Origin of the sequence: Thiothrix nivea DSM 5205, assembly GCF_000260135.1 — a bacterium.
Lineage (GTDB): Bacteria > Pseudomonadota > Gammaproteobacteria > Thiotrichales > Thiotrichaceae > Thiothrix > Thiothrix nivea.
Window position 1 is genome coordinate 1,707,186 of the sequence record NZ_JH651384.1, and the last position, 20,494, is coordinate 1,727,679.

Sequence of the window (20,494 nt, forward strand, 5' to 3'; positions counted from 1 at the left end):
TTATTGGGGTTTCAGGGGTAAATTTTTACGCCAGGCAGACGTGATGGGGTAACGCCAGTCCTTGCCGAAGCCACGCCCACTAATGCGCACACCGGGGGCTGCCTGTCGCCGTTTATATTCGCTCAATAATACCAGATTCACTACGCGGCGGACGGTTGCTGCGTCGAATCCATCCGCCACGATGTCCTCCAGCACCTGATCGCCTTCGATGAAACGTTGCAGGATGGCGTCCAGTTCGGGATAAGGCGGCAGTGAATCCTGATCCACCTGCCCCGGAGCCAGCTCTGCCGACGGCGCGCGGTCAATAACACGCTGCGGAATTGCCTGCCCCAACGTATTGCGGTAACGCGCCAACTGGTATACCTGCATCTTGTACACATCTTTCAGTGGGGAAAACGCACCAGCCATGTCACCATACAACGTGGCATACCCCACTGCGCTTTCGCTTTTGTTACTGGTGGACAGCAACAATCCACCCAGCTTGTTGGATAGCGACATCAGCAACACACCACGAATACGCGCCTGCAAGTTCTGCTCGGTCACATCCGTCGGCTTGCCGCCGAATTCCGGAGCCAGCAATTCCATGAAACTGTCGTACACAGAGGCAATCGGCAACTGCCGGTAGCGCACACCCAGCCACACCGTCTGCTGTTTCGCATCCTCCACACTCATGCCGGAAGTGTAGTGGAACGGCATCATCACTGCATCGACATTTTCCCTCCCCAGCGCATCCACCGCCAAAGCCAGCACCAGGGCTGAGTCTATGCCGCCGGAAAGGCCCAGCAACACGCGGGAAAACCCGTTCTTGTGTACGTAGTCGCGGATGCCGGTGGTGAGAGCCTTATAGATTATCGCGGTCTGCCCCTCCCCTAAGGGGGCGAAGCGCCGCGTTGAAGCGGCTAGGCGGTTGGGAAGGGTTTCTTCCCCCAAATCCCATTCCCGCACCCACACCCCACTCGTAAACGCCTCCGCCCGAAACACAATATTCCCGCCCGCATCCAGCAACATGGAATCACCATCAAACACCAGCTCATCCTGCCCACCCACCAGATTGACATAGGCGATCGGGCATTGGTTGGAAGCCGCTTGCCGTTGCAGCAATTCCGTGCGCTGCTCCTGCTTCTCGGTACTGAACGGGGACGCATTCAGCACACACAAGGCTTCCGCTCCCTGCGCCACCGCTTCCCGCGCCGGAGCGTCCTCCCAGATGTCCTCGCAAATCAGAATGCCGAGTTTGACGCCCGCCACCTCCACCACCAGCGATTCCGTTCCCGGCGTAAAGTAACGCTTCTCATCAAACACACGGTAGTTGGGCAGGCATTGCTTGGCGTATTCTGCAACAATCCCACCATCACGCAGCACACAAGCCATGTTGCGCAAGTCATTGTCCCGTCTCAAAGGCGCGCCGAGGATAACGGTCATGCCATCGGTTTCAGCTGCGATTTCTTCCACCCCTGCCTGCATCTGGGCAAGGAAGTCAGGGCGGAACACCAGATCTTCCGGCGGATACCCCGCCAACACCAGTTCGGGAAACACCACCAGGTCGGCTTGCTGTTCCCGCGCCTGCCGGATGGCCTGCTTCACCTGCTGAAGGTTGTTATGAACGTCGCCCACGCAGACGTTCAACTGGGCCAATGCGATGCGTAATGTCTGATTTTTCTTTTGCACGGTGTCATAAAAGGGTATTGTTACAAGGCGAAGACTATACCTGAAAAGGGCCAAATGCATCATGTCCCGTATCCTTTTTATCCTTGTTTTGCTGGCAGTCGGGTTTCTACTGTTAAAATCCTGGCAGCGTAGACAAGCACTGAAACACGACAACAAACAAACGTCCGGGAAAATCACTAAAAATACCCGCATGGTTCGCTGCCTGCATTGCGGCCTGCACATCCCGGAAGACGAAGCGATTTCTCAGGGGGGAAAACACTTTTGCAGCCTGGAGCACGCGCAACATCATTTGACGAAAAACTAGTCCCGGTCTTCCTGCATGAAGACCCCTGGAACCTGCTGCGCCTCTATCACGTTTACCGCCTGACCCTGGCCAGCGCCCTCTTGGTCGCGCTAGTGCTGGAATACGGCAAGGTCAAGCTTGGCCAGTATGACCCTGGGCTGTTTGTCTGGCTGACCGGCGTTTACTTGATCATCGCCATCCTCAGCAACTTGGCCTCCTATTTCCAGTGGCCTGACCTGCCGGTGCAAACCCTGCTGTTTGTGCTGCTGGACATCGCCATCCTGCTGGGGCTGATTTATTCCAGTGGTGGGGTCGAGGCTGGCTTTGGCATATTGTTGCTGATCCCGATCCTGATCCCGCACTTGAGCCACCCTGGTTACATGTCGCTCCTGCTGGCGGCACTGAGCGGCCTGTCGCTGGTCATCATGCAGGTCTGGCTGCAATCACGAGGCATCACGGAACACACCGGCATCATGCACAGCGGTCTGATTGCGCTGTTCATCCTGCTGGTCAGCTGGTCCAGTAACCGCTGGATCCGCAAGGCCAGCGCCATGGCATTGCTGGCCAAGCGGCGCGGCATCGACCTGGCCAATATGTCGCAACTCAACCAGTCGATCCTCGACAAGCTGGAATCCGGTATCGTGGTAGTGGAAGGTTCCGGCGCCATCCGCCACATGAACGAACCCGCCTGGGACATGCTCGGCCAGCCCGGTAACTGGCGCAGCAAACCGCTGCAACAATTCGCCCCGGAACTTGACCACCATTTGCAGCACTGGCTGCACAATGTCAGCCCGCGCATTGCCACCTTCGACGTGCGCCACCAGCACACCAGCGAAATGCGCGCGCGCTTTTCGCAACTGGGTACGCACTCACGCCGCGCTACCCTGATCTATCTGGAAGACACCACGGAACAGCGGGAAAAACTGCAAAACGCCAAACTCGCTTCCCTCGGCCAGCTCACCGCCAGTATTGCCCACGAAATCCGCAACCCGCTAGGGGCCATCAGCCACGCTGCGCAATTGCTGGGCGAGTCGTACAACCTCGACAAGGCCGACACCCGCCTGCTGCAAATCATCCAGTCCAACGCACGGCGTATGAACCTAACCATCGAAAGCGTCCTCAACCTGTCGCGCAAAAAGACCCCCAACCGCGAACGGCTGGCGCTTAAGCTGTGGCTGCACGAATTCCGCAAGGATTTCATCCTGCAACACAAACTGCGAGACGAACAAATCACCCTGTTCATCGAACCTGCCGACACCGTGATCGAATTCGACCCCGCGCACTTACACCAGGTCATCTGGAACCTGTGCCGCAACGCACTCAAATACGCCCACGAAGACCCGCGCCGACTGCAACTGGACATCCAGGGCGGCAATCCGGCCCATACCCGCGACATCATGCTCAACATCATCGACAACGGGCGCGGCATGACCGAAGAGCAGCGCCAACGCCTGTTCGAGCCTTTTTTCACCACCAGCACCCAGGGAACCGGGCTGGGGCTGTTCATGTCGCGGGAACTGTGCCTGACCAATGGCGCGAACCTGGAATACATCGCCCAGCCGACCGGCGGCAGTTGTTTCCGCATCGTGTTCGCCCACCACCGTTAAGACAACAAGACAAGAAACATGACTGACCAAACCGTACTCATTATCGACGACGAACCCGACATCCGCGAACTGCTGGAAATCACCCTATTGCGCATGGGGCTGGATACCGTCACCGCCGGTGATGTACAGACCGCACTGGAAAAAATCGAGCAATATCAGCCCAACCTGTGCCTGACCGACATGAAACTCCCAGACGGCAACGGCATCGACATCGTGCGTTACCTGCAAAAAAACTATCCGCACACCCCGGTCGCCGTCATCACTGCGTTTGGCAGCATGGATACGGCGGTGGAAGCCCTCAAGGCTGGCGCTTACGATTTCGTCTCCAAACCGGTGGAACTGCCCAAATTGCGCGACCTGGTGCAGACCGCCCTGAAACTGTCGGCGGGCAAGAAAGGCCCCCATGCACAAGCAGACACCGCCAGCGACGACCCCCACGGCAGCAGCATCCTCGGCGATTCCCCCGCCATGCGCCAGCTCAAGGCCACCATCGGCAAGCTGGCGCGCAGCCAGGCACCGGTTTACATCCACGGCGAATCCGGCAGCGGTAAAGAACTGGTAGCGCACCAGATCCACCTGCAAGGCAACCGCACCAAAGCGCCGTTCATCCCGGTCAACTGCGGTGCCATTCCTGAAAACCTGATGGAAAGCGAATTTTTCGGCCACAAGAAAGGCAGCTTTACCGGCGCAGTCGCCGACAAGCAGGGGCTGTTCCAGGCCGCGCACAAAGGCACGCTGTTCCTGGATGAAGTCGCCGACCTGCCGCTGACCATGCAGGTCAAACTGCTGCGCGCGATTCAGGAAGGCGCGGTCAAACCAGTAGGCGGGCTGGAGGAAATGCCGGTGGACGTGCGTATCCTCAGCGCCACCCACAAAAGCCTGGAACACGAAGTCGCCGCTGGCCGTTTCCGCCAGGATTTGTATTACCGCCTCAACGTCATCAAGCTGAAAGTGCCACCGCTGCGGGAACGGCAGGAAGACATCCTGCCACTGGCGGACTTTTTCCTGCGCAAGATAGCGGAACGTTGGCAGATGCCCCCTATCCGCCTGTCACCTGCGGCACGGTCTGAGCTGGAAAGCTATGTTTTCCCTGGCAATGTGCGTGAGCTGGAAAATATTCTGGAGCGCGCCAGCACGCTATGTGACAACAACACCATCCAGCCGGATGATTTGCAGTTGCCAGCGGCAAGCATCACGGCTGATGCCGTTGCCAGCCCCCTTTCCACCCCTGCACCTATCAGCCACGCGCCGGGCACAACGGCGGAAGAGCCTGAAGGGAAGAAGGCCAAAACGGAACCGGAACCGCTGCCTGCCTGGAACCCGGTGGACGAAGAGGCGGAGCGCGACCTGATCCTGCGGGCGCTGGAACAGACCCGCTGGAACCGCACCAAGGCGGCGGAAGTGCTGGGCATGACCTTCCGGCAATTGCGTTACCGCATCCAGAAGTACGGGCTGGATGAGGGTTGATGGCAGCACCCGCAATGATAGGCTAAGATCAAGGCCATCAGCACGGAGATGACAGCATGGGTTACGCATTACTGAAAGACTCCCGTATCAGCCCGGATGAGTATCTGGCCGGTGAACAGATTGCGGATGAGAAATATGAATACATCGACGGCGAAGTTTACGCCATGGCGGGGCGGCTGACCGTCATGTGAAGGTCAGTGGCAATACCTATGCCATGATCAAGACACATCTGCGCGGCTCGGGTTGCAGCACCTATATCGCCGACATGAAAGTGCGTATCGGTGAGGATGAAGCATTCTTCTACCCGGATGTGATGGTGACGTGCGACCCGGCTGACCAACTGCCTGAACAGGATTACACCAAAAATGCCCCCAAACTTATCATTGAGGTTTTATCCCCTTCCACGGAAAGCAGGGACAGGGGCAGCAAGTTCATGCACTACCGCCAGTTGGCGAGTTTGCAGGAATATGTGCTGATTGACCCCACCCATTATTATGTGGAAGTGTTCCGCCGCCAGAATGCCGATGAATGGCTGCTGAGGACTTGCCAGGGGCAGGATACCAGCCTGATACTCCAAAGCATCGGCCTGACATTATCACTGCTGGATTTGTACGAAGACGTGCGTTTTGATGTGCCGCCCTCTGCCTGATTACAAGCTGTCACCTTCGCAGGGAGGCAAACCACCCTGACGGGTCAGGATGCGCCGGAATTCCACAAAATCGGCCCTTTCCCGCCGTTCCGCGAAGAAACGGGAAGTTCGCAACGCGGCAAGCTTTTCTGCAACGGCCTGGGCGATGAACTGGTTGATGCTGATATTGTCCAGTGCTGCCGCCTTGTTGACTTCTTCTTTTAAAGAAGGGGGCAGACGTAATGGGTAAGCGGTGTTTTGTTTCATGTCCGAATTCTCCAGATAGCCTGTGCTGGCCGGATAGCTTCAATACCAAAACGGCAAGGGGCATCCCCGTAATCACGCAAATTGAATGTTACCAGCAAGTCTGCCTGACCATTGATTGCCGTTTCCAATACCATTTCATCTGCCGGGTCAATCAGTTGTGGCCGCCAGTGGAAGTCCATGTAAACCGGTTCCAGCAAGGCAATCACCCCACTGGCAAAGATGCCTGCCCTCTCCTGATCCAGTCCAGCCTCGTCATAATGCCTAAACTCCAGACACTTCGCCTCGTACTCCAAAGCCAATGGCACACTTCCCAACAGTGTAACCTGCCGTTCTAATGCTGCTGACAAAATTGCTGCCGATGCCCCACCTGGGCTGCGCAGAGCGGCAATGATAACGTCGGTATCCAATACACATCGCAGCATGGCCTCTCTGAAACATCTAATAAGATGTCTACATCATAACGCCAGCATCTACCCTCAGGCAAGGGCAAGCAACCGCCTCTTATCCTTTGACAACCCTGCCAGTTTTGTCAGATTCAGACAGCGTTCAGCTTGTCACTAATGCAGGGAATCTATCCAAAAACACCGCTTACCTCCAAAAACACGCCGCTCATTCCGGGTTTTGATTTGGCACGCTGGCTGCAATAGCTCTAGTGTCTCTCAGGACAACAACTCAACCCCAACTAATCCTAATAACAAGGAGCATTAAAATGAGCATGAAAGCAAAAGCACAACAAGGTTTCACCTTGATAGAATTGATGATCGTGGTCGCCATCATCGGCATCCTGGCCGCGATTGCACTGCCAGCTTACCAAGACTACACCGTCCGCTCCCGCGTCATGGAAGGTATCACCATGCTGGAGCCACTGAAGCTCTCCATCGCCACTGAAGTTACCACTGCTAATGACCTGGTAGTAATGGCTGACGACTGGAACGATGACGAAAATCATGACGGCACCGTACCTACCAGTAAGTTCGTCGATAGCATCCAGATTGATAATGCATCAGGTGTTATTACTGTTGATTTCAACAACACCACCTTGGGTGTTGCAGCAAGCCAAGACCAGATTACCCTGAGTCCAAACGTGCGTACTACTGGCGGCATCGACACTTTGGCGGGCGCATTGGCTGCTGGCCTGACTGGTGCCCTGGATTGGGGTTGCGCATCTGAAACCAACGCTACTGCTGACGCTCGTACCATCGCGGTAACAGCTCCAGCAAACCCAATGCTGGCCAAATACGCCCCAGCTGAGTGCCGCTAATCTCCCCGCCTAACTAAAGGCATAAAGGCAAGGGTGGCCACATTAACAATGGCCACCCTTTTTTCACTGCACACAAGGTGACAAATAATGAAAAGCAAACAAACAGGCTTCACCTTGATCGAACTGATGATTGTGGTCGCCATTATCGGAATCCTTTCTGCCATTGCCCTGCCCGCCTACCAGGAATACCTTATCCGTGGAAAAATATTGGAGGGACTCAAACAAGCAGACAGCGCCAAAACCAGCATCACCAGCCAAGCAGCCACCATTGCCGACATTTATGTAGCAGCAACTGATTGGAATAGCCAGGAAAATCACAACGGCACTGTACCCAATAGCAAATATGTCGATTTGATCACAGTTGACGACGACACTGGCGTTATCACCGTTGATTTCAATCATACCACCATCGGCGTCAGTTCCGGTGAAGATCAACTCACATTAACCCCCTCCATCCACACAACTTCAGGCGTAGTGTTGTTAAACGCTGCCCTTACCGCCGGCACAACCGGCGCTTTCGAATGGGCTTGCGCGTCTGGCAGCAGCTCCACATCTACAAACCGGGGGATTCCCAGCGTAGTGCCAGATCACCCCCTTAACCCCAAATATGTACCGGCGGAATGCCGTTAACAGGTTTCCTGTTTTGTATCCAATCCAAGCGAGGTTCGCCATGATTCAGGAAAAACTCAAAGCCGCATCCATTCATTTGGCCATCAGTGCTTTTATCATCGCCTGTTTTTTAAGTATCGTATTACTTGTCTGGTATCCGGCACCCTTTCCAGAGCTTAGTGGATTAAACCATATTCTAGCCATATTGATCGGTGTCGATCTGGTGCTTGGCCCACTACTGACCTTCATCATTTTCAAAAAGCAAAAACCTTCCTTGAAGTTTGACCTTTCCGTCATTGCATCCGTCCAGCTAGCCGCACTGATCTATGGGGCTTTCAGCATTTTCCAGGGGCATCCGGCTTATATCGTCTATGCTGTAGACCGCTTTGAACTGGTGCCTGCCCAAGATGTAGCGCCAGAAAAAGCCAAATACGATGAATTCAAAATATCCAAGCTAGGCTTTCCTAAACTGGCTTATGCCAAAAAGCCAGAAGACAGCGAAACCCGCAATAAATTATTGTTTGAAGTATTGTCTGGCCAACCTGATATTGAACGGCGGCCAGAATATTACGAGCCATTCGACAAATTTGCCGCTGAGGCCATGCGAAAAGGGCTGACGCAACAGCAATTGGGCAGCACCCCCGAAAACCGGCAAAAGCTGGAGGCATTTTTGGAGAAACACGGCAAAACAGCCGCCGATTACGCTTTCCTGCCGCTGGTGGGCAAGGAAAAGGATGTGCTGTGGGTGTGGGATAAAGCCAGTACGCAGCCTGTCGGGACTCTCGATATTGACCCGTGGCATTTACCCAAAATCGCCACCAACGGTTAAAGGCATCCGTTCAGCAGGGCAAGGCTGGAATGCCCCTGCCCTGCTTGCCACACCCAGCCTATGTAAGCCAACGACAACTCATTGTCGCTACTTGACAGTTTTGCATCAAGATGCGGATACTGGACATATTGATGCTTAATAAGGGCATGGATATGCGAACCACTATCCAACTCGACAATCACCTTCATGAGATGGCTCGCCAATATGCGTTGGCGACGGGCAAGACTTTTGCTGCGCTGGTGGAAGAGGCACTGCGTGAGAAACTGATGTCACAGGCAGCCCCGAAACCCCGGATGCGGGTAAAGCTGACAACTGTGAAGGGCAAGGGTATCCGTCATGGTGTCGACCTAGACAGCAATGCGGCTTTGCTGGATCTGATGGAGGCGGATTGATGTTGCTGTGCGACGTGAATGTGCTGGTTTATGCCCATCGTGAAGATGCCCCCAATCACCCGGCTTACCTGCAATGGCTGGAGGATTTGATTAATTCAGACGAATCATTCGCCGTATCCGAACTGGTCTTGAGTGTTTTTTTACGCATCGTGACCCACCCCAAGGTTTTTAACCCGCCCAGCCCCCTTGCCGATGCACTAGCATTCATCAGTAGCATTCGCCAGCAGCCCAATTGCAGGCTTGTTGCTCCAGGTCAGCGGCACTGGGATATTTTTCAGTCTCTATGCGAAACTACCAATGCCAAAGGCAATCTGGTTCCTGATGCTTACCATGCGGCGCTTGCGATTGAATCAGGTTGTGAGTGGATAACAACCGACCGGGGTTTTAGCCGCTATCCGGGGTTACGCTGGCGCACACCGTTTTAGCACTCACGAGCGGATTGAAAGGTGGCAGCCGCCCAGTACAAGACGTGGTAAACTACATTGCCGGTCGGCTAAAATTCCTGTTAAATGAAGACGAACGCGGTTTCGGTGAATACTTCGCCATGCTCGAACGGCTTGCTGAAAACCGCAACCTCCTGCCCAATATCAAAGAGGCCAAAGACATGCTGACACAAGTGGACGTTACCAAGTTTGCCTCCTACCAATGGGGGCGCGAAGACGGCCTGAAAGAAGGGCTTGAAAAAGGTATCGAGAAGGGTATAGAAAAAGGCAGGGAACAAGGCATCCTCATGGAACGTGTGCGCCTCGCCCGCCAACTCATTGGCCTGCTGGATGACAAAACCATCGCCGAAAAGACCGGCCTGCCCGAGGAAGAAGTCAGCAAACTCAAGCTGCACTGACAGCAAACTGACGCAGCGTCGTCTTCAAATAATCCTCCGTTGCCTCAAACTCCGGTTCCGTGCCATTGAATGCCCGCATCTGCGGTATCACCTTGGTGCGGATGCCCATCCCCCGCGCATCCACATACCCATAATCCCGCAACACCTCCACAATGATCGGGTTACGCGGCGAACGCTGCCCCGCCTTCATCTTTTCGATAGTCATGGAATTTTGCAATGCCCCGGGGCTGACCACTTCCAACCGATCCGCATAAACGCCAACCTCAATATCCACAAAGCGCGTCCAGTCACGGTGGGCGCAAGCATTGATCACCACTTCCCGCAGCGCATTCAGTGGATACATCCACCCACGGTCGCGCCGCAGGCTGTTTTCATCAATAACGCCACTTTCATAAAAAATGAATGGGCGTAACACGGATACCAGCTTTTCAACCAAACCATCCTCAATAACCAGGCGGTTTCCTGCCCTGTCCCGCTCAATGCGCCCAACCAGCGGCATGTCCAGCACCTCATCCAGCCGTGCCTGATAAGCCTTGTCTGACCCTTCAAACACCATTGCCCGGATACCGGCCTGCCGCAGGTAACGGCGGGGTCTGACCCCAAACAAAACCAGCCCGGCAATGGTGCATAGCACCTCCCCCAGCAGGGATTTGACCAGAAACCCCAAGCCCAGCAGGCGTTCTTCCCAATCCTGTGCAGTTTGCGGAACCTCAGGGTCGGCAATCACCACTTCCAGATAGTTTTGCAGCCTTGCCTTGTCGAGCGCTGCCATGGATGTACCCGGCACCGGCATCACTTCCGTATGTAACATGCCGCCGAGTGCATACAAACGCGCCTGCTGCTCCCGCGTCGCCAGTTGTGACGTGCTGCCAACCCTGAGATAAATGTCCTCACGCCCTGCATGGCGCACTACATACGGTTTGGAAATGCCCTGGGTAAAACTGACCACTGCTACCCGTTTGCCATCGGACAAGCCAATTTCCTCATAAAACGGCAACATCATCGGGTGAACCTTGTCCCTGAATACGTTCATTACCCATTCTTCCATATCCCCGCGGCGGATACCGGAAACAGAGCCATCATCTTCAACCCCCAGCAGGATACGTCCACCCTGAAAATTCGCCAGCGCCACAATTTCCCGCGCCAGTTGTTCCGGGCGGATGTCGTCACGTTTGAATTCCACCCCGGAATTTTCACCATTTGCCAAGATTTCCTGCAATTCATCCCGCCTCATTGCCAAACCCATTCCTTCAAGACCGATACCGGAAGTCTATCTCAAAAAGCGCTGCGAAACCGACATGTGAATAATTAGTGTAAATCGGGGACGTACCCCGATTAGATCATATGGGAAGACTGCACATCTGGTTTTGTTGCTTGTTCACACTCTGTTGGTACTTGCAGTATCCTTAAGTTTTCCAACCTGTCCAGGAGCATGATGTGGGTAATGCAGCGCGTGTAAAAGCAGAAGCTACTTACGCAGACCTGCTGAATCTGCCGGAACATCTGATCGGCGAGATCATTGATGGCGAGTTGTACACCCAGCCACGCCCTTCGCCGCGCCATGCCTGGGCGGCTTCCCGCATCGACCGCAAGGTAGGCGGCTCTTTCGATACCGACAGTAACGAACCCGGCGGTTGGGTGATCCTGTTCGAGCCGGAACTCCATCTGGGCGACAGGCCGCATACGCTGGTTCCCGACCTTGCCGGATGGCGCAAGGAAAACCTGCCGCAATTGCCGGAAACCGCCTGGATCGAAGTTGTGCCCGACTGGATATGCGAAATCATTTCCCCCTCGACAGCCGCCAAGGATCGGGTAAAGAAAATGCCGCTCTACGCCAGTTTGGGCGTGCAGTATTTGTGGCTGGTTGATCCGGATAGCAGGACGCTGGAGGCATACCGGCAGCATGAAGGGCGATGGCTTCATATTGGTTCGTGGGCAGATAATGATGTTGCCAGAGTTGAGCCGTTTGAGGCGGTTGAGTTGAATGTTGGCGGGTTGTGGTCAGTTTAATGGTTTCAAGGTTCTCTCATAAACTTCCCCCCTCCTACCGATAAACGGTATGATTGCCGTCATTCCGAAATCACACGCCGCCAACCGAATGACCGACATTTTCATCAGCTACAGCCGCAACGACCAACAGTGGGTCGCCAAACTCGCCAAGGCTTTGGAGGATGTCGGCTATTCCGTGTGGTGGGACACGCAACTGCTGGCGGGAGATGATTTCCATCGTACCATTCCGGCGGTGCTGGAAGAGGCGCGTTGCGCGATCGTGGTCTGGTCGAAAGTGTCGATTGATCGGCAATGGGTGCGGGCTGAGGCTTATCGCGCTAACGAGCGTGAAGTGCTGGTTCCTGTCAGGATTGAAGAGGTACAGATTCCTTTGCCCTTCAACCTGTTGCATGCTGAAGACATGAAACGCTGGAATGGTAAAGCTGACGATCCAGCTTTCCGGCGTTTGTTGGGAGCAATAGCGCGTCATTGTCCTTTAACTCAATCTATTGTTGCTGATGAACCTCTGCCGAAACCAGAATCCAAACCTGATTCACACCCACCAAAACGGTCAATGACAGGTTGGCTGGCGATGGCGGGTATTGCCACAGTAGTCGCGATCGCCATTTTCCTGTTTCTGGACAGGATTTCTGGCAAACAAACTGTTACCCCACCAGCAGTTGTGGAAGAGGCAGCAAAACCTGCGCCACCTCCCGAGCCAACCACCGAAGAAAAGCTCAAACAGGCCCGCGAATGGCTGGAAAGCGAAGATGCCACCAAGGAAAAGCAGGCAGTGGAGCAATTACAACCCCTGGCGGATGCAGGTAATGCCGAAGCCAAACGCCTACTGGGTATCAGTCACTTTAGGGGCTTGGCTGGCATGAAAGCAGATACGGCTAACGGCTGCACTTTGTACAAAGAGGCTGCGGATGCAGGCAATGAAAAGGCGAAAGATATTCATGCAAAACTTTGTTCCAAATAGCCATCGCGTTTTATCGTTGTTTTTGCTTGGTTTGCTGGTCTGTAGCGCCAGTGTAAACGCCAAAACCATCGAAGAAATGGAAGCCGACGCGATCAAGCAAAAACAGGAGCAAGATGCCCTGACTAAACCCAAAAAAACAGCACCTGAACCACCAAAGCCCAAACCCATCCAGACCTACGCGCTGACCGTCAAAACAGAACCCACCAACGCCACGGTCAGCATCCGCAACATCCAGCCCAAATACCGTGACGGTATCCAGCTTGAACCGGGTAAGTATCATATCCGCGTATCAGCCAGCGGCTATCAGACGCAGGACAAATGGATTGAGCTGGGCAAGGCCAACAGGACAATGACCGTTGCTCTCAATAAATTGCCACCGCCACCCGAACCGGTTGTTGCCGCACCGGTAACGCCCGCACCTGCACCAGTTGCCCAGCCGCAACCAGCCTATCCATCAGTGACTACCGCACAAAACCGTATTGCAGGCCGCTATATCGACCACGGCAACGGCACGATTACTGATAGCCAAACCCGCTTGATGTGGAAAAAGTGCAGCGAAGGCCAAAGCGGTAATGCATGTAGCAGCGAGGCTGCCACGTACAAATGAGATGACGCCATGTCACGTTTCGGTCGGGGTGTCAGCTTTGCCGGTTATAACGACTGGCGGATGCCGACCAAAGAAGAACTGCGCTCATTGGTGTATTGCAGCAATGGCACGCCAGCTTCCGTTGCTTGGGATAATAGTTGCAGTAATGGAGGGAAAGCGGGGGATTACCAACGTCCAACGATTAATTTACAGGCTTTCCCGAATACACCCTCTGCGTGGTTTTGGTCGGCGTCTCCTCATGCCTACGGCGGCGGCAACGCATGGAGCGTCAACTTCGGCTATGGCTACGACGGCAGCAACTTTGAGTACGGCGGTGGTTCTGTTCGTTTAGTTCGTAGCGGACAGTGACTTTGCTTTTTGCATCGGCCTTTCGGTTGGTGGGGTGGTTGGTGTAGGGCAGGGCGGTTGGGTGCGGTCTTTGGGGTGCAGGGGCGAAGCCCCTGCCGGGTCAGGTGGTTGCTTGGCGTAGCCATTCAGCTAAGGGGATTTCCCTGAAAGATTCCCCCGCAATGGCTACACTTGTCTTATCGACAAGCGGAGTCCCTATCCCCATGCCCCCCGAACCCCAAACAGCTAACCCGATCCTGAGTGAATCCCAGATAGCCGACCTGAAACTGGCGGCCTCGAAAATGTCTGGCAGCACCCGCCGTGCGTTCCAGGCGGACATGAGCCGGAAATATTGTGCAGGCAACGCCCGCCAGACTGAAAGGTGTTTTGGCTGGGGTCGGGAGGGGGTGCAGTTGGGTTTGGAGGAACAGCGCAGCGGCATGGTTTGCGTGGGTGCGCAGGCGGCGTATTGTGGCCAGAAGCGCTGGGAGGAAACCCAGCCGGAAGCGGCAGCCGCCTTGCTGGCGCTGGCGGAAGCACATAGCCAGCAAGACCCGACATTCCGCAGCAGCATCGCCTACACCCGCCTGACGGCGGCGGAAGCCATCCGGCAGTTACAGGCCATGGGTTTCAGCGGTGGACAAGTGCCCGCCCCCAGCACCATGGCGCGGATACTCAACCGGAATGGCTACCGCCTGCGCAAGGTGGAGAAAGCCAAGCCGCAAAAAAAATTCCAGAAACCGACGCCATCTTCGCCAATATCCAGGCCAACGATGGGCAGTTTGCCGATGGGGCGGTCAAACGCCTGAGCATGGACTGCAAGGCGACCGTCAACATCGGTGACTACTCACGGGGCGGGAAAACACGGGGTGACAATAAAGCCGCTGACCATGAGATGGGCTGCAAAGAGAAATACATCCCTTTTGGCGTACTGGATGAGGACAGTGGGCAGGTTTACCTGACCTTCGGCAGTTCCAGCAAAACCAGTGACTTCATCGTGGATTCCCTGTGCCGGGTATGGGAACAGATGCCTTCTGCTGACAAGGACGCCTGCCAGTGCATCCAGATCAAAGCGGACAATGGCCCGGAAAGCAGCGGGATCAGGACGCAATTCCTCAAGCGCATGGTGGAATTCGCCAACCATACCGGTAAGACAGTCCACCTGCTGTACTACCCGCCTTACCACAGCAAGTACAACCCGATTGAACGCTGCTGGGGGATTCTGGAACAACACTGGAACGGCACCCAGCTCAAGGATGCCGAAACCCTGCTGGAATGGGCAAAAACCATGACCTGGAAAGGCATCAACCCCATGGTCGAATTCAGTCGCAAGGTTTATGAGAAGGGTGTGACCCTCAGCAAAAAAGCTATGGAGGCTGTTGAGGCGAGGCTGGAAAGAAATGCTGCTTTACCAAAATGGGACATTCTGATTCGCCCTGTTTTTGGGTAATGTCTTTGAGGTAAATCACCTAAAGTGGTTTCATCCATGCGGCCTTGGGCGGCTTCAATGATCAGGTCAGCAGCTTCCATCACGTCAAAGTTGGGTTCAATGCCGTTCAGCACCAGACTGATATTCATGCAGGTAAAGGCCGTCCGTTTGTTGCCGTCGTTGAAGACATGGCCGACTGCCAATACCACAGCATAGGTTGCCGCCAGTTCATAGGCATCGCTGATCATTCCGTAAGCCAGACGGTTTTCCACCCGCGCCAAGACGCCTGCCAGGGATTTATCACCAGCCAAGCCTGCCAATTCACCCGGATACAGCACTTGCTCATGGAGGTATTCGACATCCTCCACGCTCAGCAGCACAAACTCCATCATTTATCCCGCAGATAGGCCAAAGCAGGGGCAAGCCGTTCCTTTTGTTGGGCAAAAGCCTGTTTGGCGGCATCCAGCCCAGCGGGGCGGGTCTGGATATTTTCAACCGCAGCTACAGGGACAAAGTAACCAATGACCTGATTGCGGTTCAAAATGGCGACAGGACTATCCCCTGCCTGATTGAAAACTTTGGCCGGTTCACGCAACTCAGTCATGGAGATGGTTTTGCGGGTAAGCAGGGTTTGCATAGTGATAACTCTAATGTGTATTTAAATATGATTTAAGTATCATGCTTTTCTGTCATTTAAACAAGTTGTATCCTCATGCCATGACCAACATCCACTTCCACTGGGCCAGACTAGAAAACCTCTCCGGCCCCCAATTCCACGCCATCATGCTCGCCCGCCAGACCGTTTTCATCGGCGAGCAGCACATCTGCTGCCCTGACGCCGACGACCACGACACGCATTGCTGGCACCTGACCGCCCTGCATGACGGCAAATTCGCTGCCTACCTGCGCGTGGTTGACCCCGGCGAAAAATACCCCGAACCTTCCATTGGCAGGGTGCTGACTACCCAGGCTCACCGCCGCATTGGTCTCGGCAAACACATCATGCAAGTCGCCATCGACAAAATTGCCGAAATCTACCCTGGCCAGCCGATCCGCATCAGCGCCCAATCCCACCTGCAACCCTTCTACGCCAAGCTCGGCTTCGCCACCGTCGGCGACGAATACCTCGAAGAAGGCATCCCCCACATCGAAATGCTGCGTCCATCCGCCCGGTAATACCACAAAACGTCATGTATTTGACGTTAACGTTAACTAGTTCTAGCATAAGTCCAAAGGAGTGACTATGGAGCAGAAACTTTGGAGTATCTCCGAACTGGCAGATGAATGTGGCGTCACCGCCCGCACTATCCGTTTCTACGAAGACAAGGGGCTGATCCAGCCCCAGCGGGTCGGAGCCAACCGCGTCTACAACTATCAGGATCGCGCCCGCCTGACCCTGATCCTGCGCGGCAAGCGCCTCGGCTTTTCGCTGGAAGACATCGGCGAATTCCTCGCCCTCTACCACACCGAATGCGACCCCGACCACGCTAGCCAGTTACGCTACCTGCTGGAAAAAGTGCAGACCAAGGTCAAGGCACTGCGCCAGCAACAAGCCGATCTGGAACAGACTTTGCGGGAACTGATGCGGATTGAAACGGAATGCTTGTCACATCTGAAGATGCCTGAAGAGACATAACCCAAACGCCTGTTCCATACCAAGGTCTGTAGGGGCAGCCCCCCGTGTCTGCCCTTGATGCCCGACCGCCGCAGGGCGCACACGGGGGTGCGCCCCTACAGAAACCAACCGATATGGAGGAGGCACATGAAAAACGTCGTAATCGCCGGGTACGCCCGCACCCCGTTCACTCTCGCCAACAAGGGCGAATTCGTTAAAACCCGCCCCGACGATCTGGCAACCGCTGCCGTACTCGGCCTGCTAACGAAAACCCGCGTCGATAAAACGGAAATCGAAGACCTGATCCTCGGCTGCGCCTTCCCTGAAGGTGAACAAGGTTTCAACATGGCACGGCTGGTCGCGCTGATGGCTGGTTTGCCACAGTCCATAGGTGGCGTTACCGTCAATCGTTTCTGCGGCTCTTCCATGCAGGCTATCCATCAAGCAGCGGGAGCCATCCAGATGAACGCGGGCAATGCCTTCATCTGCGCCGGGGTGGAATCCATGACCCGCATCCCCATGACCGGTTTCAACCCCTCGCCTAATCCGCACTTGTATGAAATCCTGCCCGCCGCCTACATGAGCATGGGGCAAACTGCCGAAAACGTGGCGAAGCAGTACGCCATTTCCCGCGAAGAGCAGGAAGCCTTCGCCGTTGCCAGCCAGCAAAAAGCCGCCGCCGCCCAGCGTGATGGCAAGCTGGCGGCTGAAATCATCATGGTCGGCGAAGTCAAACAGGACGGCTGCCTGCGCCCCGACACCACAGCCGACATACTGGCTGGGCTGAAACCCGCCTTCGATACCAACGGCACGGTCACGGCAGGCACCGCCTCCCCGCTCACCGACGGCGCATCCGCCACCCTGATATGCAGCGAAGACTTTGCCAAAGCGCACGGCCTACCCATGTTCGCCCGCATCCGCAGCATCGCCATTTCCGGCTGCGCCCCCGAAACCATGGGGCTGGGGCCAATCATTTCCAGCCAGAAAGCCCTGCAACGCGCCGGACTCAGCGTGGCTGACCTCGACATCATCGAACTCAACGAAGCCTTCGCCTCCCAATCCATCGCCTGCATCCGCGACCTCGGGCTGGATGAAAGCAAGATCAACCTCGACGGCGGAGCCATTGCCCTCGGCCACCCGCTAGGCGCAACCGGCGCACGCATCACCGGCAAAGCCGCCGCCCTGCTAAAACGGACAGGCAAGCAGTTTGCGCTGGCCACCCAATGCATCGGCGGCGGGCAAGGTATCGCCACCATATTGGAGGCCGTGTCATGAACATCCAAAAAGTCGCCGTCATCGGCGCTGGTGTGATGGGTGCAGGCATCGCCGCCCACATCGCCAACGCCGGAACCCCCGTGATGCTGCTCGACATCGTGCCGGAAGGCGCAACCGACCGCAGCCAGATTGCCAAAGCCGCCATCGCCAAACTGCTCAAGGCCGACCCCACACCCTTCATGCACAAACGCAACACCCGCCTCGTCACCCCCGGCAATATCGAAGACGACCTCGAAGCCCTGCGCGACTGCGACTGGATTATCGAAGCCATCGTCGAACGCCTCGCCATCAAACAAGACCTTTACCTCAAACTAGCAACCGTGCGCAAAGCCGACGCCATCGTTTCCTCCAACACCTCCTCCATCCCGCTGCACGAACTGGTGTCAGGCTTGCCGGAAGACTTCGCCGCGCACTTCATGATCACCCATTTCTTCAACCCGCCGCGCTACATGCGCCTGCTGGAAATCGTCACCAGTGAACAGACCGATCAGGACGCAGCCCACAAAATCCGCGAATACGCTGACTGGAAGCTAGGCAAAGGCGTGGTGGACTGCAAGGATACCCCCGGATTCATCGCCAACCGCATCGGCATTTTCTGGATACAAACCGCGATTCAGGAAGCGATCGACATGGGGCTAACAGTAGAAGAAGCCGATGCCGTGGTCGGTAAACCGATGGGCATTCCCAAAACCGGCGTGTTCGGCCTCTCCGATCTGGTAGGCATCGACCTGATGCCGCATCTGATGCGCAGCATGAACCGCAGTTTGCCAGCAGGTGATGCTTTGCTGGAAAAGGCCACGATTCCGCCGTTGATCCAAAACATGATCAAGACCGGCTACACCGGGCGCAAAGGCAAGGGTGGTTTCTACCGCCTCAATCTTGACAGTGGGCAAAAGGTCAAGGAATCCATCAACCTGCAAACCGGCGAATACAGTCCGTCCCAACCCGCTCAATTGGGGAGCGTGAAAGCTGCCAAGGACGGCGGCTTACAGGCGCTGGTTTCGCACCCTGATAAAGGCGGGGAATATGCATGGAAGGTACTGTCGCAAACCTTGCGCTACGCCGCCGCGCTTGTGCCGGAAATTGCCGACGATATTTGCGCCGTCAACACGGCCATGAAGCTGGGATACAACTGGAAATTCGGGCCATTTGAGCTGATTGACCAATTGGGGACGGATGCGTTTGCGCAGCGGTTGGAAGCAGATGGAATGAGTGTGCCTCCATTGCTGGAGATGGCTCGGGCTTACGGGTTTTATAAAGAAACCCCTCCTAACCTCCCCTTATCAGGGGAGGGACTGGGTGGTGGAACAGATTCTTTCTCCTCCCCTGATAAGGGGAGGCCGGGAGGGGTTTCTTCGCCGCAGGCTCTCCTCCTCTACCTCCAACCCGACGGCACTTACCTTCCCCTGCAACGCCCCGAAGGCGTAATGTTGCTAGCCGATATAAAACGCCACGCCGAACCCCTGCTGGAAAACGACGCCGCCAGCCTGTGGGACATCGGCGATGGCGTAGCCTGTTTCGAGTTCCACAGCAAAATGAATTCCCTGGATCCACAAATCCTCGAAATGATCGGGGAAACTGTCGATTTCATCCCTCACAACCACAAAGCGCTGGTCATCTACAACGAAGGCAGCAACTTCTCCGCAGGCGCAAATCTCGGCCTGCTGATGTTTGCCGCCAAACTCGGCGGTTGGGATGAAGTGGATGAAATAGTCAGTGGCGGCCAGCAGGCGTACAAAAAACTCAAGTACGCCCCCTTCCCGGTCGTCGGCGCACCTTCTGGACTAGCCCTGGGTGGCGGCTGCGAAATCCTGCTGCACTGCGACGCCCTGCAAGCCCACGCCGAAACCTACGTCGGGCTGGTCGAAACCGGCGTCGGCCTGATCCCCGGCTGGGGCGGCTGCAAGGAAATGCTGCACCGCTGGGGCAATAACTCCAGATTTCCGCGCGGCCCGCTGCCTGCCGTACTGAAATGCTTCGAAATCATCAGCGTCGCCACTGTCGCCAAATCCGCGTTTGAAGCCAAAGACTATTTATTCTTACGACCAACCGACGGTATCACCATGAACCGCGACCGCCTGCTGGCCGATGCCAAAGCACGGGCGCTGTCGATGGTGGAGGGTTATCAGCCGCCCGCACCACCCGTTTTCAACCTACCCGGTGCAACCGCGAAAGTAGCGATGGAAATGGCCGTCAATGACTTCCGTGCCCAAGGCAAAGCCACGTCTTACGACGCCGTGATCGCCGACGCGCTGGCAACCGTCCTCAGCGGCGGCGATACCGACATGACCGAAACCCTGAGCGAAGACGACCTGCTGGCGTTGGAATACGCACAGTTCACCCAACTGGTGCGCAAGCCCGAAACCCTTGCCCGCGTCCAGCACATGCTCAAAACCGGCAAACCGCTGAGGAACTGAT

General features: G+C 55.7%; 25 protein-coding genes and 1 pseudogene. 20 read left to right on the forward strand and 6 right to left on the reverse strand.

Annotation, left to right across the window (positions count from 1 at the left end; translation table 11 throughout):
- On the reverse strand, nt 1-1,728 hold the full coding sequence (locus tag THINI_RS08625; RefSeq protein WP_002708216.1) for an NAD+ synthase: 1,728 nt from the start codon (nt 1,726-1,728) through the stop codon (nt 1-3).
- A gap of 1 nt (nt 1,729) precedes the next feature.
- Between THINI_RS08625 and THINI_RS26995 the strand changes: the two genes are divergently transcribed.
- From THINI_RS26995 to THINI_RS08640, 5 genes are read left to right on the forward strand one after another with little or no spacing between them, the layout of a single operon-like run.
- Nucleotides 1,730-1,972 (forward strand): PP0621 family protein, encoded by a 243-nt coding sequence (locus THINI_RS26995; protein ID WP_002708217.1) that lies wholly within the window; start codon nt 1,730-1,732, stop codon nt 1,970-1,972.
- Nucleotides 1,930-3,558 carry a two-component system sensor histidine kinase NtrB gene (locus tag THINI_RS08630; protein WP_002708218.1) on the forward strand — a complete coding sequence of 543 codons (1,629 nt, stop codon included), beginning with the start codon at nt 1,930-1,932 and terminating at the stop codon, nt 3,556-3,558. Before THINI_RS26995 ends, THINI_RS08630 begins: the two co-directional genes overlap by 43 nt.
- 18 nt (nt 3,559-3,576) lie before the next feature.
- Nucleotides 3,577-5,025, forward strand: a complete 1,449-nt coding sequence (locus THINI_RS08635) for a sigma-54-dependent transcriptional regulator (protein WP_002708219.1) — start codon at nt 3,577-3,579, stop codon at nt 5,023-5,025.
- A 56-nt stretch (nt 5,026-5,081) separates the two neighbouring features.
- A complete protein-coding gene (locus THINI_RS26440; protein ID WP_245536600.1) occupies nt 5,082-5,216 on the forward strand; it encodes a Uma2 family endonuclease in 135 nt (44 codons plus the stop codon).
- 23 nt (nt 5,217-5,239) lie between these two features.
- Nucleotides 5,240-5,674: a Uma2 family endonuclease gene (locus THINI_RS08640; RefSeq protein ID WP_245536601.1), complete on the forward strand. Its 435-nt coding sequence runs from the start codon at nt 5,240-5,242 to the stop codon at nt 5,672-5,674.
- On the opposite strand, the gene THINI_RS08645 is transcribed toward THINI_RS08640, so the two are convergent.
- Together THINI_RS08645 and THINI_RS08650 are read right to left on the reverse strand one after the other, a co-directional pair.
- Nucleotides 5,675-5,920, reverse strand: coding sequence for a YlcI/YnfO family protein (locus THINI_RS08645; RefSeq protein WP_002708221.1), 246 nt, complete (start codon nt 5,918-5,920; stop codon nt 5,675-5,677). It abuts the gene before it with no gap.
- Nucleotides 5,917-6,342 carry a putative toxin-antitoxin system toxin component, PIN family gene (locus THINI_RS08650; protein ID WP_002708222.1) on the reverse strand — a complete coding sequence of 142 codons (426 nt, stop codon included), beginning with the start codon at nt 6,340-6,342 and terminating at the stop codon, nt 5,917-5,919. Before THINI_RS08650 ends, THINI_RS08645 begins: the two co-directional genes overlap by 4 nt.
- Nucleotides 6,343-6,629: 287 nt before the next feature.
- Between THINI_RS08650 and THINI_RS08655 the strand changes: the two genes are divergently transcribed.
- The 6 genes from THINI_RS08655 to THINI_RS08680 all read left to right on the forward strand — a co-directional run bounded on the left by THINI_RS08655 (nt 6,630) and on the right by THINI_RS08680 (nt 9,852).
- A complete protein-coding gene (locus THINI_RS08655; protein ID WP_002708223.1) occupies nt 6,630-7,181 on the forward strand; it encodes a pilin in 552 nt (183 codons plus the stop codon).
- A gap of 87 nt (nt 7,182-7,268) precedes the next feature.
- Nucleotides 7,269-7,811 carry a pilin gene (locus tag THINI_RS08660; protein ID WP_002708224.1) on the forward strand — a complete coding sequence of 181 codons (543 nt, stop codon included), beginning with the start codon at nt 7,269-7,271 and terminating at the stop codon, nt 7,809-7,811.
- Between the two features lie 40 nt (nt 7,812-7,851).
- Entirely contained in the window at nt 7,852-8,619 is a 768-nt protein-coding gene (gene tfpZ / locus THINI_RS08665; protein ID WP_002708225.1) for a TfpX/TfpZ family type IV pilin accessory protein, read from the forward strand.
- Nucleotides 8,620-8,771: 152 nt separating this feature from the next.
- Nucleotides 8,772-9,011 carry a CopG family transcriptional regulator gene (locus THINI_RS08670; protein WP_040840364.1) on the forward strand — a complete coding sequence of 80 codons (240 nt, stop codon included), beginning with the start codon at nt 8,772-8,774 and terminating at the stop codon, nt 9,009-9,011.
- Nucleotides 9,011-9,436: a type II toxin-antitoxin system VapC family toxin gene (locus THINI_RS08675; protein ID WP_002708227.1), complete on the forward strand. Its 426-nt coding sequence runs from the start codon at nt 9,011-9,013 to the stop codon at nt 9,434-9,436. Before THINI_RS08670 ends, THINI_RS08675 begins: the two co-directional genes overlap by 1 nt.
- Nucleotides 9,437-9,480: 44 nt before the next feature.
- Complete coding sequence (locus THINI_RS08680) at nt 9,481-9,852, forward strand: RpnC/YadD family protein (RefSeq protein WP_154724385.1); 372 nt, start codon at nt 9,481-9,483, stop codon at nt 9,850-9,852.
- Here THINI_RS08680 and THINI_RS08685 read toward each other — a convergent pair.
- Complete coding sequence (locus THINI_RS08685; protein ID WP_002708229.1) at nt 9,839-11,086, reverse strand: ATP-binding protein; 1,248 nt, start codon at nt 11,084-11,086, stop codon at nt 9,839-9,841. The genes THINI_RS08680 and THINI_RS08685 overlap by 14 nt on opposite strands.
- A 203-nt stretch (nt 11,087-11,289) precedes the next feature.
- Between THINI_RS08685 and THINI_RS08690 the strand changes: the two genes are divergently transcribed.
- The 5 genes and pseudogenes from THINI_RS08690 to THINI_RS24235 all read left to right on the forward strand — a co-directional run bounded on the left by THINI_RS08690 (nt 11,290) and on the right by THINI_RS24235 (nt 15,207).
- A complete protein-coding gene (locus THINI_RS08690) occupies nt 11,290-11,862 on the forward strand; it encodes a Uma2 family endonuclease (protein ID WP_002708230.1) in 573 nt (190 codons plus the stop codon).
- 49 nt (nt 11,863-11,911) lie between these two features.
- Nucleotides 11,912-12,823, forward strand: a complete 912-nt coding sequence (locus tag THINI_RS08695; protein ID WP_002708231.1) for a toll/interleukin-1 receptor domain-containing protein — start codon at nt 11,912-11,914, stop codon at nt 12,821-12,823.
- Entirely contained in the window at nt 12,801-13,430 is a 630-nt protein-coding gene (locus THINI_RS23285; RefSeq protein ID WP_169314601.1) for a PEGA domain-containing protein, read from the forward strand. Before THINI_RS08695 ends, THINI_RS23285 begins: the two co-directional genes overlap by 23 nt.
- 9 nt (nt 13,431-13,439) lie before the next feature.
- Nucleotides 13,440-13,778, forward strand: a complete 339-nt coding sequence (locus THINI_RS24230; RefSeq protein ID WP_002708233.1) for an Lcl C-terminal domain-containing protein — start codon at nt 13,440-13,442, stop codon at nt 13,776-13,778.
- 419 nt (nt 13,779-14,197) lie between these two features.
- Nucleotides 14,198-15,207, forward strand: a pseudogene (locus tag THINI_RS24235) (ISAzo13 family transposase).
- On the opposite strand, the gene THINI_RS24240 reads toward THINI_RS24235, so the two are convergent.
- Complete coding sequence (locus THINI_RS24240) at nt 15,093-15,578, reverse strand: type II toxin-antitoxin system death-on-curing family toxin (protein WP_245536602.1); 486 nt, start codon at nt 15,576-15,578, stop codon at nt 15,093-15,095. The pseudogene THINI_RS24235 and the gene THINI_RS24240 sit on opposite strands and share 115 nt — an antisense overlap.
- Complete coding sequence (locus THINI_RS08720; RefSeq protein WP_002708234.1) at nt 15,575-15,823, reverse strand: type II toxin-antitoxin system Phd/YefM family antitoxin; 249 nt, start codon at nt 15,821-15,823, stop codon at nt 15,575-15,577. The genes THINI_RS24240 and THINI_RS08720 overlap by 4 nt, the downstream gene beginning before the upstream one ends.
- A gap of 80 nt (nt 15,824-15,903) precedes the next feature.
- Between THINI_RS08720 and THINI_RS08725 the strand changes: the two genes are divergently transcribed.
- The 4 genes from THINI_RS08725 to THINI_RS08740 all read left to right on the forward strand — a co-directional run bounded on the left by THINI_RS08725 (nt 15,904) and on the right by THINI_RS08740 (nt 20,493).
- The gene (locus tag THINI_RS08725; protein ID WP_040839305.1) at nt 15,904-16,362 is read left to right on the forward strand and encodes a GNAT family N-acetyltransferase; all 459 of its coding nucleotides are present in this window, start codon (nt 15,904-15,906) and stop codon (nt 16,360-16,362) included.
- Nucleotides 16,363-16,429: 67 nt separating this feature from the next.
- Nucleotides 16,430-16,822, forward strand: coding sequence for a MerR family transcriptional regulator (locus THINI_RS08730; protein WP_002708236.1), 393 nt, complete (start codon nt 16,430-16,432; stop codon nt 16,820-16,822).
- A 126-nt stretch (nt 16,823-16,948) separates the two neighbouring features.
- The gene (locus THINI_RS08735) at nt 16,949-18,076 is read left to right on the forward strand and encodes a thiolase family protein (RefSeq protein ID WP_002708237.1); all 1,128 of its coding nucleotides are present in this window, start codon (nt 16,949-16,951) and stop codon (nt 18,074-18,076) included.
- Nucleotides 18,073-20,493 carry a 3-hydroxyacyl-CoA dehydrogenase/enoyl-CoA hydratase family protein gene (locus tag THINI_RS08740; protein WP_002708238.1) on the forward strand — a complete coding sequence of 807 codons (2,421 nt, stop codon included), beginning with the start codon at nt 18,073-18,075 and terminating at the stop codon, nt 20,491-20,493. The genes THINI_RS08735 and THINI_RS08740 overlap by 4 nt, the downstream gene beginning before the upstream one ends.
- Nucleotide 20,494 lies beyond the last annotated feature (1 nt).